Source organism: Rhizobium sp. KNZ2-6A, from assembly GCF_056755475.1.
Genome location: NZ_JBNDIC010000043.1, coordinates 11,822 through 26,451, shown reverse-complemented (window position 1 = coordinate 26,451; position 14,630 = coordinate 11,822). Strand labels below are relative to the sequence as shown.

The 14,630-nt window shown below is 60.1% G+C and carries 15 protein-coding genes; 7 read left to right on the top strand and 8 right to left on the bottom strand.

Going from position 1 to position 14,630, the window contains the following annotated elements; all coding sequences use genetic code 11:
- Positions 1 to 3: 3 nt before the first annotated feature.
- From ACPYOP_RS24770 to ACPYOP_RS24760, 3 genes are read right to left on the bottom strand one after another with little or no spacing between them, the layout of a single operon-like run.
- Complete coding sequence (locus tag ACPYOP_RS24770) at positions 4 to 2,961, bottom strand: sarcosine oxidase subunit alpha family protein (protein ID WP_481412925.1); 2,958 nt, start codon at positions 2,959 to 2,961, stop codon at positions 4 to 6.
- A complete protein-coding gene (locus ACPYOP_RS24765) occupies positions 2,958 to 3,236 on the bottom strand; it encodes a sarcosine oxidase subunit delta (protein ID WP_481412924.1) in 279 nt (92 codons plus the stop codon). Before ACPYOP_RS24765 ends, ACPYOP_RS24770 begins: the two co-directional genes overlap by 4 nt.
- Positions 3,237 to 3,249: 13 nt before the next feature.
- Positions 3,250 to 4,500, bottom strand: a complete 1,251-nt coding sequence (locus ACPYOP_RS24760) for a sarcosine oxidase subunit beta family protein (protein ID WP_481412923.1) — start codon at positions 4,498 to 4,500, stop codon at positions 3,250 to 3,252.
- A gap of 326 nt (positions 4,501 to 4,826) precedes the next feature.
- Between ACPYOP_RS24760 and cysQ the strand changes: the two genes are divergently transcribed.
- The 3 genes from cysQ (at position 4,827) to ACPYOP_RS24745 (ending at position 6,715) form a co-directional block, all read left to right on the top strand.
- A complete protein-coding gene (gene cysQ, locus ACPYOP_RS24755) occupies positions 4,827 to 5,621 on the top strand; it encodes a 3'(2'),5'-bisphosphate nucleotidase CysQ (protein ID WP_481412922.1) in 795 nt (264 codons plus the stop codon).
- Positions 5,622 to 5,923: 302 nt separating this feature from the next.
- Positions 5,924 to 6,199 (top strand): CtrA inhibitor SciP, encoded by a 276-nt coding sequence (gene sciP / locus ACPYOP_RS24750; RefSeq protein ID WP_004107124.1) that lies wholly within the window; start codon positions 5,924 to 5,926, stop codon positions 6,197 to 6,199.
- Between the two features lie 234 nt (positions 6,200 to 6,433).
- Positions 6,434 to 6,715: a GNAT family N-acetyltransferase gene (locus ACPYOP_RS24745; RefSeq protein ID WP_481412921.1), complete on the top strand. Its 282-nt coding sequence runs from the start codon at positions 6,434 to 6,436 to the stop codon at positions 6,713 to 6,715.
- Between the two features lie 256 nt (positions 6,716 to 6,971).
- On the opposite strand, the gene ACPYOP_RS24740 is transcribed toward ACPYOP_RS24745, so the two are convergent.
- Positions 6,972 to 7,328, bottom strand: a complete 357-nt coding sequence (locus ACPYOP_RS24740) for a flagellar export protein FliJ (protein ID WP_120664796.1) — start codon at positions 7,326 to 7,328, stop codon at positions 6,972 to 6,974.
- A 441-nt stretch (positions 7,329 to 7,769) separates the two neighbouring features.
- Here ACPYOP_RS24740 and ctrA point away from each other — a divergent pair, with 441 nt between their 5' ends.
- Entirely contained in the window at positions 7,770 to 8,471 is a 702-nt protein-coding gene (gene ctrA, locus ACPYOP_RS24735) for a response regulator transcription factor CtrA (protein ID WP_069611718.1), read from the top strand.
- Between the two features lie 138 nt (positions 8,472 to 8,609).
- On the opposite strand, the gene ACPYOP_RS24730 is transcribed toward ctrA, so the two are convergent.
- Positions 8,610 to 8,972 carry a response regulator gene (locus tag ACPYOP_RS24730; protein WP_481412920.1) on the bottom strand — a complete coding sequence of 121 codons (363 nt, stop codon included), beginning with the start codon at positions 8,970 to 8,972 and terminating at the stop codon, positions 8,610 to 8,612.
- Between the two features lie 203 nt (positions 8,973 to 9,175).
- The gene (gene chpT, locus ACPYOP_RS24725) at positions 9,176 to 9,823 is read right to left on the bottom strand and encodes a histidine phosphotransferase ChpT (RefSeq protein WP_481412919.1); all 648 of its coding nucleotides are present in this window, start codon (positions 9,821 to 9,823) and stop codon (positions 9,176 to 9,178) included.
- Between the two features lie 303 nt (positions 9,824 to 10,126).
- Between chpT and ACPYOP_RS24720 the strand changes: the two genes are divergently transcribed.
- Entirely contained in the window at positions 10,127 to 10,738 is a 612-nt protein-coding gene (locus ACPYOP_RS24720) for a DUF1134 domain-containing protein (RefSeq protein ID WP_481412918.1), read from the top strand.
- Between the two features lie 185 nt (positions 10,739 to 10,923).
- Positions 10,924 to 12,132 (top strand): hypothetical protein, encoded by a 1,209-nt coding sequence (locus tag ACPYOP_RS24715; protein ID WP_481412917.1) that lies wholly within the window; start codon positions 10,924 to 10,926, stop codon positions 12,130 to 12,132.
- A 9-nt stretch (positions 12,133 to 12,141) separates the two neighbouring features.
- On the opposite strand, the gene ACPYOP_RS24710 is transcribed toward ACPYOP_RS24715, so the two are convergent.
- Complete coding sequence (locus ACPYOP_RS24710) at positions 12,142 to 12,972, bottom strand: TrmH family RNA methyltransferase (protein WP_481412916.1); 831 nt, start codon at positions 12,970 to 12,972, stop codon at positions 12,142 to 12,144.
- Between the two features lie 10 nt (positions 12,973 to 12,982).
- The gene (locus ACPYOP_RS24705) at positions 12,983 to 13,360 is read right to left on the bottom strand and encodes a hypothetical protein (RefSeq protein WP_481412915.1); all 378 of its coding nucleotides are present in this window, start codon (positions 13,358 to 13,360) and stop codon (positions 12,983 to 12,985) included.
- Positions 13,361 to 13,410: 50 nt separating this feature from the next.
- Between ACPYOP_RS24705 and ACPYOP_RS24700 the strand changes: the two genes are divergently transcribed.
- Positions 13,411 to 14,436: an RluA family pseudouridine synthase gene (locus tag ACPYOP_RS24700; RefSeq protein ID WP_481412914.1), complete on the top strand. Its 1,026-nt coding sequence runs from the start codon at positions 13,411 to 13,413 to the stop codon at positions 14,434 to 14,436.
- The last annotated feature ends 194 nt before the right edge of the window (positions 14,437 to 14,630 follow it).

Genomic DNA, 14,630 nt, shown 5'->3' with positions numbered 1-14,630 from the left:
CCATCACCCCAAAAGCTTCTTGTTGCCTGGATCGACAAAGACCGGACTGCAGACTTCCGCCGGCACTTCCTCGCCGCGTAATCCGTCCCAGACGACCACATGCTCGCCAATGCGCTCCCGGCCCGATTTCAGGAAGGCCATAGCAATCGAATGGCCGAGGACGGGCGAGAAACAGGACGAGGAGACATGACCTTGATCGTTCACCGTCGATGGCGTGGCGCCTTCCTTCAAAAGATGCGCCCCGGCATGAATTTCCTTCGTCGTATCCAGAGGCTTCAGCCCCACGAGCTGCCCACGATCGGCGGCGGTCAGACCAAAGCGGGTGGACAGCCTCTTGCCGATGAAATCCGGCTTCTGCGCCGCCATCATTCGCCCGAGCCCGACGTCGTCGGGCGTGGTGCGGCCATCCAGCTCGTTGTGGGTAACATGGCCTTTCTCGATGCGCAGCACGTTGAGGGCCTCGACGCCATAGGCGCAGATACCGTGCGCCTTGCCCGCTTCCATGATCGCGTCCGCCACCGCCTCACCGTAGCCGGCCGGCACGGCAAGCTCGTAGGCGAGTTCGCCCGAGAAGGAGATACGGAACAAGCGCGCCCTCAACCCGCCTTTCAGCAGGACTTCGGCGGCGGCGAGGAACGGGAAGAACGCGTCGGAAATATCGTCTTCCACGATCTGCTCCAGCACCAGCCGCGCCTTCGGACCGGCAATCGCCATCTGCGCCCATTGATCGGAAGAGGAGACGAAGCGAACGTCGAGCTGCGGCCAAAGTGTCTGCGCTGCGAATTCCATATGCGTCATCACCTCGCCGGCCATGGCCGTCGTGGTGGTCATGAAAAAATGATCCGGCGTCAGCCGGCTCGTCGTGCCGTCATCGAAGACCATGCCGTCCTCGCGCAGCATCAAGCCGTAGCGGGCCTTGCCGATCGGCAGTTTCAGGAAGGCGTTGGAATAGAGGCGATTGAGAAACTCCGCCGCATCCTTGCCGAAAATCTCGATCTTGCCGAGCGTCGAGACATCGCAAAGCCCGACATTGTTGCGGACGTTCAGCACTTCGCGGTCGACGCTGTCGCGCCAGCCCTTCTCGCCCGGCCGGGCAAACCACGACGAACGATACCAGAGACCGGCTTCGACGAAGGTAGCACCGTTCTTCTTTGCCCAGCCATGCAGCGGCGATTCCCTCACCGGCTGCGCATGCTTGTCGCGGGCCGTGCCCGCCAGCGCGCCAAAGGAGACGGGCGTGTAGAACGGCCTGAACGTCGTCGTGCCCACAGCGGCGGGGCTGACGCCGCGCATGCCGGCGATGATACCGGCGGCATTCACATTGCCGAGCTTGCCCTGGTCCGTCGCCATGCCACTGGTCGTATAGCGCTTGGCATGCTCCACATGACCGAAGCCCTCGCGCAGTGCGAGGCCGAGATCCTTGGCATGGACATCGTTCTGGAAATCGACGAATGCCTTGTCCTTCGCGCCCGGCACATGCCAGATCGCCGCGAAGGACGGATCATATTCGCCCTCGACTTCAGGCAGGTCAGCCGCACGAGCCGTGCGGCCCAGGCTTTCGACGATCTTCCGCGCCTTGTCCGCGCCGTCGGCGAGGCAGCCGGAAACGCCCTCGATACCAGCTGCAGAACCGGCAATCTCCAGCTCGCCGCCGACGATCGGCGCCATGAAGGCCTGCTTTTCGTCCGACCATACCGGCTTGGCGCCGCGCTGGCAGGCTAGATGGATGATCGGCGACCAGCCGCCGGACATGGCCAGCGCATCGCAGTCAATCAGCTCATCCAGGCCGCCACGATCGGCGATGACGCCGCTGATGCGATATTTGCCCTTGGTTGCGTGCACCGTCGCTCCATGCACCACGCGGACGCCCTGAGGCGCGGTATCAGTCGATGCGGCTCGCGTATCGAGGATCGCCGAGATCTCGACGCCCACGCCAGCCAGATCGGCGGCGGTGCGGTAGCCGGAGCCGCCATTGGTGAAAACCGCAACCTTCTGCCCGGCAACAACGCCATAGCGGTTGAGGTAGCTGCGCATCGCGCCTGATATCATCACGCCCGGACGGTCGTTGCCGCCGAACACCAGTGGCCGCTCTTCCGCGCCCGAGGCGAGGATCGCGCGCTTGGCGGCAATGCGCCAGAGACGCTCCACCGGCAGGTCGGGCGATGGCATCGCCACATGCTTCTGCACCTTCTCGACCGCGCCGAAGACATTGCCGTCATACCAGCCGAAGACGGTGGTGCGCGGCATCAAGGTCACGTTGTCGAAGCTCTGCAGCTCCTCCAGCACCGCCTGGACGAAGACATCGGCGGAAGCGCCGCCGATCGTCAGCTTTTCGGAAAGAAGCGAGCCGCCAAACCGGAACCCTTCATCGGCCAGCACGACACGCAAGCCCGCACGCGCGGCGGTCAGAGCCGCCATCAAGCCCGCAGGCCCCGAACCGATGACAAGTAGGTCGCAATGCGCCCATGCCTTCTCATAGCGGTCGGGATCGGCCTGCATGACCGCCTTGCCGAGGCCGGCGGCGCGCCGGATAATCGGCTCGTAGACCTTCTCCCAGAAGGCGGCCGGCCACATGAAGGTCTTGTAGTAGAAACCCGCGCCAAGGAAGGGCGAGAGCAAGCCGTTGATCGAGCCGAAATCATGTCTCAGCGACGGCCAGCGGTTCTGACTGACGGCCGTCATGCCCTGATAGAGTTCGGCGACGGTGGCGCGTGTATTCGGCTCGGTGCGGCCGTCCTTGCCGATAGTAACAAGCGCGTTGGGCTCGGCCGAGCCCGCCGTCAGGATGCCGCGCGGCCGATGGTATTTGAAGCTGCGCCCGACCAGCAGCTGATCATTGGCAAGAAGAGCGGCGGCGAGCGTATCGCCCTCCAGCCCCTTCATTTCCTTGCCGTCGAATTTGAACGAAAGCGGACGGCTGCGATTGACGAGACCGCCGGTGGACAGACGATAGGCCGTCATCGTGCCGCCTCCTTCGCCTTGTCCTCGGCATCGACAACGGAAAAGATCTCGTGGGTGACATTGCTGCGGTCGACGACCAGCCAGCGGCGACATCCGGCGCCATGATGCCAATATTCCTGAATCCGGCCGCGCTCGTTATCGCGGATGAAGACGTAGCGATTCCAGTCCTCATCCGGCGCCGTCGGCGCCGGCCGGACGACGGAAGCAGCACCACGAATGGAGAATTCTTCCTTGGGTCGCACGCCGCAATGCGGGCAGTTGATCAAGCTTGCCATTGGTTTCGTGCCCTCAATGCAGGTTCGGCTGCGGACCCTTGCCGCTCTCGTCGATCGCGAAACCGCGCTCGAAGCGGTCAAGGCGCAGGAGACGGCTGACCTCATGGCTTTCACCCCTGGCGATCAGATGCGCGTAGCAGTAGCCCGACGCCGGCGTCGCTTTGAAGCCGCCATAGTTCCAGCCGCAGTTCAGATAGAGATTTTCGATGGGGGTGCGGTCGATGATCGGCGAACCATCCATGCTCATATCCATGACGCCGCCCCAGGTGCGCAGCACGCGCACGCGCGACAGGCCGGGGATGAGCGCCACCCCCTCCTCTATCGTATGCTCGACGGTCGCGAGATTGCCGCGCTGCGCATAGGAGCTGTAGTAGTCGATATCGGCTCCGAAGACCAAGCCGCCCTTGTCCGACTGCGAGATATAGAAATGACCCGCGCCATAGGTGATGACATTGTCGATGACCGGCTTCAGGCCTTCGGAGACGAAGGCCTGCAGGACATGCGTTTCGATCGGTAGTTCCAGATCGGCCATGTTGCCGAGGATCGAGGTGTGGCCGGCGGCGGCAAGCGCCAGCTTGTTGCAGCCGATGAAACCGCGATTGGTTTCGACGCCGGTAACGATGCCGTTCTCGCGGCGGATGCCGATTACCTCGCATTGCTGGATGAGATCGACGCCACGGCTGTCGGCGCCGCGCGCATAGCCCCAGGCAACCGCATCGTGCCGCGCCGTGCCGCCGCGCCGCTGCAAGAGGCCGCCGAGGATCGGAAAGCGCGCATGGTCGAAATTCAGGTACGGCATCATTCGCCGAACCTGCTCGCGATTGAGCAGCTCCGCATCGACGCCGTGCATGCGCATGGCATTGCCGCGCCGGGCATAGGCGTCGCGCTGGCCGTCGGAATGGAACAGGTTGACGATGCCGCGCTGGGAGACCATGGCATTATAGTTGAAATCCTGCTCCAGCCCTTCCCAGAGCTTCATCGAGAACTCGTAGAAGGGTTCGTTGCCGGGCAGCAGATAGTTGGAGCGGATGATCGTCGTGTTGCGGCCGACATTGCCGGAGCCGATATAGCTTTTTTCCAGCACCGCGACATTGGTAATGCCGAATTCCTTGGCAAGGTAATAGGCCGTTGCCAATCCATGGCCGCCACCGCCGACGATGATCACGTCATAATGTGGCTTCGGCTCCGGCGTCCGCCACACCGGCTGCCAATGGCGATTGCCCGAAAACGCCTGTTTTAGAAGCTGATAAGCCGAATAACGCATGCATTCATCCCGATCACGACCCGGCCGCACATTCGCACATGCAATAAAAACGACAAGTCCCGAAAGGACGAAAAAGCTTCGCAAACAGAACAAGATCTTTTCCGATTGCGCAGGTGCGGTCGGGGCCTGCCTTCGGGCGAACACGTCGCGGATATGCCGAAATTCCCAGCGGCGGCGAGAGTCTGCTAAGCTCTGTTGCTAAACCTCTGGTCAGAGGTTAAGGCGAAAGAAATCAGGCATCGGAAGTCTATACTCTGCAAACGCGACTCCTTATCTTAATGTCCAGAGACTTGAGGCGCACACGGCGCGGAAAGACGAACAGGCAGATGCTTGCAACATTCGAAAAGGCGGCGATCGAGGCGGGACAGGCCATATTGGATGTCTATCGCGCCGGCTATGCGGTTGCCCTGAAGCAGGACATGAGTCCCGTCACCCTGGCTGACGAGCGGGCCGAACATATCATTCTCAGGCATCTCGAACGCGATTTCCCGCATATTCCGGCTATTGCCGAGGAGCAGGTCTCCGCCGGCAAGATCCCCGACGTTCGCGGCCGCGCCTTCTTTCTCGTCGATCCGCTCGACGGCACCCGCGAATTCATCGAGCATCGCGACGAATTCACGGTCAACATCGCCTATATCGAGAACGGCGTTCCCGTGACCGGCATCGTCTACGCACCGGCACTCGGAATAGCCTTCACCGGCGAACCCGGCAGGGCGCGCAAGCTGATCGTCGACGAACATTTTGCCGTCTCCGACCGCTTGACCATCGCCGTGCGTGAGCGCCCGGCCAAACTGACCGCGCTTGCTAGCCGCTGCAACAGCAACGCCACAACCGAAGATTTTCTCACCGACAATGCGGTTTCCGCCTGCACGTCGATCGGCTCTTCCTTGAAATTCTGCCTTCTCGCCGAAGGCAAAGCCGATGTCTATCCCCGCTTCGGCCGCACTATGGAATGGGATACGGCCGCCGGAGATGCGGTCTTGCGCGCGGCCGGCGGCACGACGGTAACGGTCGAAGGCCGCCTTCTGACCTACGGCAAGACCGATCAGAGCGGGGACTGCGACTTTGCCAATCCGCACTTCATCTGCTGGGGTGGACAGAAGAGCGGCGTGTCGGCGTAAGTCTATTTTTGCAAGTAAAAAACAATTCTTGCGCCTGTTCCTGAACCTCAGGGCAGCAGTTCGGACCCCGCAATTTCGGCCCTCGAGCGTAAGTTTTTACTGACGAAAAATCATAGGACGAAAGCGATTTCCCCTGAAATAACAGGGGCTTTCGGGCATTTTGCTCAGACAGCACACGCGCAAATCAGCCCGCCGCCACATTGATTAAAATTATTAGCAAAGTCTTACTAGGGGCTTAGGCAATTTTTAAATGTGGCAAGTTAGAGTGCCTCTCGTGGTCTTGAGTGTGTGTAGAGAGTCCAATGACCGAAATGATACGTCCCCGAGTGAAGTATGTCATCGGCCCCGATGGCAGCCCGCTGACGATAGCAGACCTTCCGCCGCCGAATACGCGCCGCTGGGTCATTCGTCGTAAGGCAGAGGTTGTCGCCGCCGTGCGTGGTGGTCTGCTCAGCTTGGAAGAAGCCTGCGAACGTTATACGTTGACCGTCGAAGAGTTCCTCTCCTGGCAGTCGTCCATCAATACCCATGGCCTCGCCGGCCTTCGGACGACCCGCATACAGCAGTATCGCCACTGACAGCAGCGACAGCACCACCTTAATTTGCTTTGAGTTCGGGCCTCTTCCTGCAAAGAGGCCCGAACTATTTGATGCGGCCGGCATCGAAGCGAACGGGTTATTGATTGCCGAGCAAGCGGCAGACCGCTTGAAAATATTCGACGGCAGACTGATTTCTCCTAGATTATTCAGGAGTTGGCAGCGCGACGGGCGTATGCAATCCTCGTCATCTGCAACGCGATAAGGGAGAAAATCATGGATATCCGCAACGAAAACAATGCCTCCGGCGGCCGGTATGTCGCGACCGTCGAAGGTTACGAGGCGGAAATGACGTTTTCCCGCACCTCCCCAAAGCTGATCATCATCGATCATACCGGCGTGCCGGATGCCCTGCGCGGCAAGGGTGTCGGCCAGGCGCTGGCTCTTCATGCCGTCGAGGAAGCACGCCGCGGCGGCTGGAAAATCATCCCACTCTGCCCCTTCTTCAAGGCGCAAGCACAACGCCATGATGACTGGCGCGATGTCGTCAATCTCTAAAGCGTGGCGCGCAAAAGTGTGCGAAAAATCAAGAGCTTAAAGTGAAGGAAGCGAACCTGAAAAATCGCGTCGCGCTTTAAGCGCGACGTCAACGGCAACCGTGCATATGCCTGTGGCAATACTCCGAGGGAACATTAATCCGTCCAGATAGACGGATTAATATTCAAAATGCAAAAGCTGCGCATGGCCGGCCCTGTCACGGCCAGTCATGCGCAGCTTTCATGCGCCCTCCGTAAAAGGCGACGGACTTGCATTGTCAGGCGCGTGCCCGCGCCGGACCCAAACCATCACGCTCCTCGAGCGCGGCAGCCTTGGCATATTCCGCCTGCATTTCCTCAAGCGAACTTTCCAGCGTTTCTTCCTGAACCTGCAGCTCACGGATCGACACCTGCAGATTGTCCGCGCGCTGGCGGGCCGCCTTGGCAAAAGTCGGGTAAGCAAAGTGGTTCGGGTCGGCGATGCCGGACTTCTTCTCTTCCAGCACGATCTGGCTTTCCAGTTCCTTCGTCATGCGGTCAAATTCCGCCATCATCATCTGCAGTTGCTGCAGTTGACGGCGTTTTTCGTTCACCTGAAATTCTTTCAGGCGAACAAGGCTCTCACGTGACTTCATACGCATTACTCCCGTGATGCGAGACCCCGGCTCTCGATATTCCCGCCCGCCGAACCGCTTTGAGACGGCTTGGTTAAAAAAATTTCCAGCGATCTTAATAAAAGCCTACCGCTGGTAACCTTTCGTTTACGGGCATCGTTAATGATAGGCGCAATGATTTAAGGCTCGGTAAATGTTGTGGTCGGATTTCGACATGTTGGCATTGATGAGTCGGATGAATCACTTGGCGTGAGTTCTTAATGCGATACTTTAGGAGAAGATTTTACTGATTGTCGTTGGAAAACAGTGCAATGGAAAAATTATTTAATAAATTCGATACGACTTGCCAGAGTGAATCAGAATTTGTTAACCATTGCATGGCAGCTTCCAAATCAACCAGTGATTTGATCGGTATCGCGTAAGGGGGCTGACGACCTTTCGGCGGCGGTAAAGGGGACAATTATGCGGGTTCTACTCATTGAAGACGACAGCGCGACAGCGCAGAGCATCGAATTGATGCTCAAATCCGAAAGTTTCAACGTCTATACCACCGATCTCGGTGAAGAAGGCGTCGATCTCGGAAAGCTTTACGACTACGATATTATTCTTCTCGATCTTAACCTTCCCGATATGTCAGGCTACGAAGTGCTGCGCACCCTGCGCCTTTCGAAGGTCAAGACGCCGATCCTCATCCTCTCCGGCATGGCCGGCATCGAGGACAAGGTTCGCGGCCTCGGTTTCGGCGCCGACGACTACATGACCAAGCCTTTCCATAAGGATGAGTTGGTCGCCCGCATTCACGCCATCGTTCGCCGTTCCAAGGGCCATGCCCAGTCGGTGATCATGACCGGCGAGCTTATCGTCAACCTCGACGCCAAGACTGTCGAAGTCGGCGGCCAGCGCGTGCATCTGACCGGCAAGGAATACCAGATGCTGGAGCTGCTTTCGCTCCGCAAGGGCACCACGCTCACCAAGGAAATGTTCCTCAACCATCTCTATGGCGGCATGGACGAGCCGGAACTGAAGATCATCGACGTCTTCATCTGCAAGCTCCGCAAGAAGCTGGCCAATGCCGCCGGCGGCGCCAACTACATCGAAACCGTCTGGGGCCGCGGCTATGTGCTGCGCGAGCCCGATAGCAGCGATTTCGCCGAAAGCGCCTAAGCCGCCTCCCGCCTTACCGCCGATACACAGAAATCCCGCCTCTTCCGGCGGGATTTTTTATTGGCGTTTCGCCAATGGAGCACAAAAGAATAGCCGCCTCGAAAGGGCGGCCATTATTGTTCGATATTCTCGATGGAATTACGCAGCTGCGGCGCGATTACCGAATATAGCCGTCAGGATCTTGCGATCGAAAGGCTTCAGCAGAAAATCCGTGGCGCCGGCGCGCTTTCCGGCCATCAGCTTGCGAAGATCGGCCTCAACAACGCAATAATAGATCTTCACATCCTTGCCGTCGGGCATGGCGCGAATGCTGGCGATGAGATCGAGCGCCCCTTCCATGCCGGCATCGACGATCAGATAATCTGGCATTTCGGCCTGGCAGCGCATCAGCGCCTCACGGGCGTCCCCGGCTTCGCTCACAAGAAAATCCAGCTCGGACAGGATTCGTTTGCCGACTTTTCTGACGACATCCGATGTATCCGTTAACATGAACCGCTGCATGTGTGAGCTCCCTGGCATCAGCCGCCATTATCCAATGCCGGCTTCAAATTGAAACGATAGGAGCAGCAAGCTAAGGATTCGTTACCGCTACATTATCAATTGAGCGGACAACCCAAAGATTGCACAGAATTTTCAATGCACGAAAAAATAAACCCGCAGCCGATGCTCGACCGCGGGCGAAAGACACTGGTTAACCGATCCGCTTACTGCGCCGCCATCGACGCGACGAAGGTCAATTCCTCCGGCGTCGCATTGTAGGAAAGCTCCATGCCGCTCTCGTCGGCGAGAAGAACCGTGTAGTAAGGCTGGATCGAATGTGCGTCGACCGCCTCCTCCAGCGTGCCCGAGCAGATCTCGGCAAATTTCGGCGGCACGCGCATCAGCCGTCCCTTGACGGTGATCGTGAACTTGGCGTCGAATTCCGGATTTTCGAGCGTCACGTCGATGTTGCCGCCGCGCGGAATCGCACCATAGGCAACCAGGAAGAGATTGAGCAGCAGCTTGACGCGGTTCTTGGCGATGATGGCGCGCGGGCCGATCCAATTGACCTCGGTCTTCTTCTCGGCAGCGGCGAAATCCTTGGCCGCCCGCTCGGCTTCGCCTGTGTCGATCGAAGCGCCGACCGAGCCCGAAGCACCGAAGGCAAGGCGCGCGAATTTCAGACGGACGGAGGCATTGAGCGCGCTCGTGCGGATCAGATCCATCGCATCGGCGTCAGCACCACCCTCGTCGAGCAGCTCCAGGCCATTGTTGATCGCCCCGACCGGAGAGATCACATCATGGCAGACGCGGCTGCACAGCAGCGCGGCCAGATCCGGTCCGGTCAAGGTGAGATTCGGGTTCTTCGACATTCATTGTCTCCTGAATGCTGGCAAGGCAAAATGCAGTCGAGTCCACGTTGCCACGGTAAGGTTGCCCGAGGGTTGTCGCAGCCAGTCTACCGCGCGCCATAATGACACCATATTTGGTAAACCGATTGTTAAGACCATCGACGCAAAATGCATTCATCACCATCAGACTTTTTCGCACGCGAATCGGCCTGCGATAAATGGGCGGAATGGTCTGAAGATGGGGCGTGCCACGCGTGGCGCATTCAGCCGAATGCGTTGCTTATTCGTCCCTGTTGCACCGACCATGATGAACGGATGACTTTCATGCGCTATGAACTCCTCAAGAGAATGCCAAGCCCAAGCACCAGGACGCTCGGCCTCGGCCTGATCCTGGCCATTGTCGCATTCGTGAGCTTCGCCTTGCCGGTTCGCCAGGCTTCTGCCGCGCCCACCAATCAGTATTCGGCGCAGGAAATCGTCGATGCCGGCCATTCCTTCTTCGGTTCCACCAGCGGCGGCCTCGCCAAGGTGGTCGAGCGGGCCTTTCAGCAATATGGTTTGCCGAATGGCTACATTCTCGGCCAGGAAGGCTCCGGCGCCTTCCTCGCCGGCCTGACCTACGGCGAGGGCCAGCTCAACACCAAGAATGCCGGCGAGCATCCGCTTTACTGGCAGGGTCCGTCGCTCGGTTTCGACTATGGCGGCCAGGGCGCCCGCGTCATGATGCTGGTCTACGACCTGCCGAGCATCAATAGCGTCTATACGCGCTTCGGCGGCGTCAGCGGTCAAGCCTTCGTGGTTGCCGGCTTCGGCATGACCGTATTGAAGAACAACAATATCGTCCTCGTGCCGATCCGCACCGGCCTTGGTGCCCGCCTCGGCGTCAATCTCGGCTATCTGAAGGTTACCCCCAGCCCGACCTGGAATCCTTTCTGATCCTACGCCTCCTATTGTCTCCCAGGCAGCCCAGCCTTGGCCCGCGCAGATCGCGGGCCTTTTCTTTCCGTAAATTCGGCCTCGTGCCGATAAACCATATCCGCGTTAAACGCTTGCCCGCATGGCTAACCCATGATTAATCATTTTATCGAGATCGAACATAACTCCAGGATACTGGCCGCGTCGTGATTCAATTTGCTCTCTTGTTCGGATTGGGCTTTCTGACGGCCGCGCTTCTGGTCTTTCTCATTGCGCCGGCAATCCATCGCCGCATCGTCTGGTTCACCGAAAAGCGCCTGAAGGCGACCATGCCGCTGAGCCCGCAGGAAGTGCGCGCGCAGAAGGATATGGCGCGCGCCCTCTTTGCCGCCGAAAACGCCAGAACCGAGCATGCCCTGACGCAGGAGCGCGACAAGACCGTTGGCCTGCAGATCCACAATGGCAAGCTTCAGCAGGAAGCAAGCCGCCTCTCCGCAGGAAGCGCTGAGCTGCAGACACGCATCGACGATCTGGAAGCGGAGGCGGGCGAACTGCGCTCGCGCCTGCGGCACGAGGAGAGCTATATCAGCCAGCTCAAATCGGGCATCCATACCGCCGAGCAGGCCAGTGCCGAAAAGGAAGCCGATATCGACGGGCTGCGCAAGCGGATGACGAAGATGGCCGCCGACACGGACAATCTCAGGATCGACCTCGCAACCCGCGAAACCGAAATCGAAAGCCTGAAGCTGCGCATCGATACATTGCGGGACGAGCGTGATACGCTGCGCCAGGATCTGAGTGCGGCAAACCAGCGTGCTGCGGATGCCGGACAGTCGCTGCGGCAGGAAAGCGACAAGAGCAAACGGCTCGAGGAGCGCCTCAATCGCGAGATCGCCGGCAACGCCGACAAGGAAACCGCGATCGAGCGGCAGGCTCAGGATGTCATTCGACTGAGAGAGCGGCTCGAGACCGCCGTCAAGGAATCCAAGGAGGCCGGCAAGGCGCTGCGCGCCGCCGGTCTTACGCCGCCGAAAAAACCGGCAAGAACGCCGAAGCTTTCGGCCGCCACGGTGATCGCGTCAGCCGTTGATCAGGCAAAGGCTGCAGAACCGCCGCAAGTGGCAGAACCGGAACGTACAGTGGAAGACGAGATCGAAGAAATGACGGAAGAGGTCCGCAACCGGGCGGCCGCCCTTTCGGACCGCTTGGCAAAGACCCGCTCGCCCACGCATGATGACGCCATGCGCGAGGAGATTGCAAAGATCGCTGCCAATATGGTGGCGCTGACGGCGCTCAAGGAGGGCGATAGCTCTCCGATCTTCGATCTTCTGCCGAAAAACAGGGAACCCGCCGAGCCGGGTGCGCGCCTCAGCCTTGCCGATCGCGTCGCGGCCATGCTGCCGAAGCATCCCTGACCGCCTCGGTCAGATGCGCCCGTTCTTCGCAGCCATCTCATAAAGCGCGATGCCGCTGGCTGTCGCGACATTGAGGCTATCCAATCCCGGCGCTTGTGGAATCCGCACGCTGCCGAAGGCGGAAAGGATGCTTTCGGGCAGACCGTCCCCTTCCGTGCCGACGACAAGCGCCATGCGCTCCGAAGCCGCGACGTCGCGAATATCGACCGTCCCGCGTGGCGAGAGGCTCCAGATCGCAAAGCCGCGCTCGGCAAGCGCTGCAAGCAGCTCCACGCCGCTCGATTGCCGGCGGTAAGGCAGGGTCAGGATCGAGCCGACCGAAACCCGCAGCGCCTTGCGATAGAGCGGATCGCAGCAGCTCTCATCAAGCAGCACCGCATCCGCGCCGAAGGCCGCCGCATTGCGGAACATCGAACCCATATTGTCGTGATTGGAAATGCCGCAGCCGACGAGCACCAGCGCCCGCTTCGGAAGGCGGTCGAGAAGGCCGTTCGCCCCCTCTTCGGCCGTTCTGCGCCCCACCGCCAGAACGCCGCGATGCAGATGAAAACCGACAATGCCATCAAGCACCTCGGCCGTCGCAACGTAGATCGGGACATCGAGCGGGAAAGTGTCGATGATGTCGCCTAAGCCGGCAACCCGGTTTTGGAGCAGCAATACTTTCTCGGCGACGAAATCACCACCCGCCGCATGCGCGCCGGCGAGAAGCCGCAGCACGACGGTCCCTTCCGCGATGAAACGGTTCTCTCGCCCTGTAAGATCGCGTTCGCGGATATTGCGGAATTCGGCGATACGCGGATCGTCGGGATGCGTGATCTCGATGAACCGCTCGCTCGTCATCGTCAGGCCGTCAATTGGACAGCGATATGGTCGCCACGATGCGGCCGATACCGTAGTCGAATACGATGGCCTGGCGCTGGCCGCCCGCAAGCGTGCCGTAGAACAGGATCTGGTTACCCGACAGCGCCGTCGATTGAACGGCAAACCCTGCCGGCAGCAATGCCGTCACGGCAACCGGGGCATCGGACGGGATGCCGGCGGCCGCCTGCCCCGCAGGCTTGGCCGCTGGCTTCATCGTCTTGTAGACAACCGCGCCGAAGACAGCCATAAGGCTCACCACCATGACGGCCGCAGAGACGATCTGCAGGCGGATCATCTTGCGTCGGACTTTCTCCAGGGCCGGATCGAGGGGCTTTTCCTCTTGATCGTCTGGCTCGGGATTTGTCATCGATGCGTCCTTACTTCCAGTAGAGCGCTTTGTGCGCCGGAGAAATACGTTTGAGCGACCCCTTTAAAGAAGCCGCGGGCAATAGAAAAGTCCTAACCGCCGATGAAAATGCCGAAGGACGGCTCGATGCGTGGCTGACGGCCGAAATCGGCGAGGAATTTTCCCGCAGCCGCGTGCAGGCGCTGATCAAGCAGGGCGCGGTTCTGCTCAACAATACCCCTGTGACTGATGCCAAGCGCAAGGTGCGCGCCGGCGACGTCTATGAGATCACCCTGCCCGAGCCGGAGGATCCGACGCCGCAGGGCGAGGATATCCCGCTCGACGTCCTCTATGAGGACGATGATGTGATCGTCATCTCCAAGCCCGCCGGGCTGGTCGTCCATCCTGGCGCCGGCAATTGGACGGGCACGCTGGTCAATGCGCTGATCCATCATTGCGGCAACAGTCTTTCCGGCATCGGCGGCGTCCGTCGCCCAGGCATCGTCCATCGGCTGGACAAGGATACGACAGGCGTGATGGTCGTCGCCAAGAACGATGTCGCCCACCGGCATCTGTCGCTGCAATTTGCCGATCACGGCAGGACGACCTCGCTGGAGCGCGCCTATCAGGCCATCGTCTGGGGGCGCCCCCGCCAGCTTGTCGGCACTATCGATGCGCCCCTCGGCCGGTCGAGCAGCGACCGCACGCGCCGTGCCGTCAAGCGCCCGGATTCGCAGGAAGCCGATGAGGCCATCACGCATTACGAGGTGCTGGAGCGCTTTCACGAGACGCCGGACTCGACTGCGCTTGCCTCGCTGATCGATTGCCATCTGGAAACAGGCCGCACCCACCAGATCCGCGTGCACATGGCGCATATCGGCCATCCACTGCTCGGCGATGCCGTCTATGGCGGCGGTTTCAAGACCAAGGCCAATCTTCTGCCGGAGGCCGCAAAACAGGTCGTCAACCGCTTCCCCCGCCAGGCGCTGCACGCCTATATGCTGCAATTCGAGCATCCGCGTACCGGCGAAGTCATGCACTTCGAAGCGCCCCTGCCCGACGACATGGAAGAGCTGGCGGCGGCGCTGAGGGGATAGGCAGGAAGCTCCTCAGCCTCACGCTGGACGCCTGCCGCCTCCCGCCCTATAATATAAAACATGGAGGACCGAGGTCCGAGCGCTTGTGCCTGTCGAAAACGCGTCCGCGTTTTGGGGTCGATATGGCTGAATCGTCTGGCGCCGGAACATTCGGGAGGATAATCTCAAGGGCGACGTCACGGCGAGACCAGTGG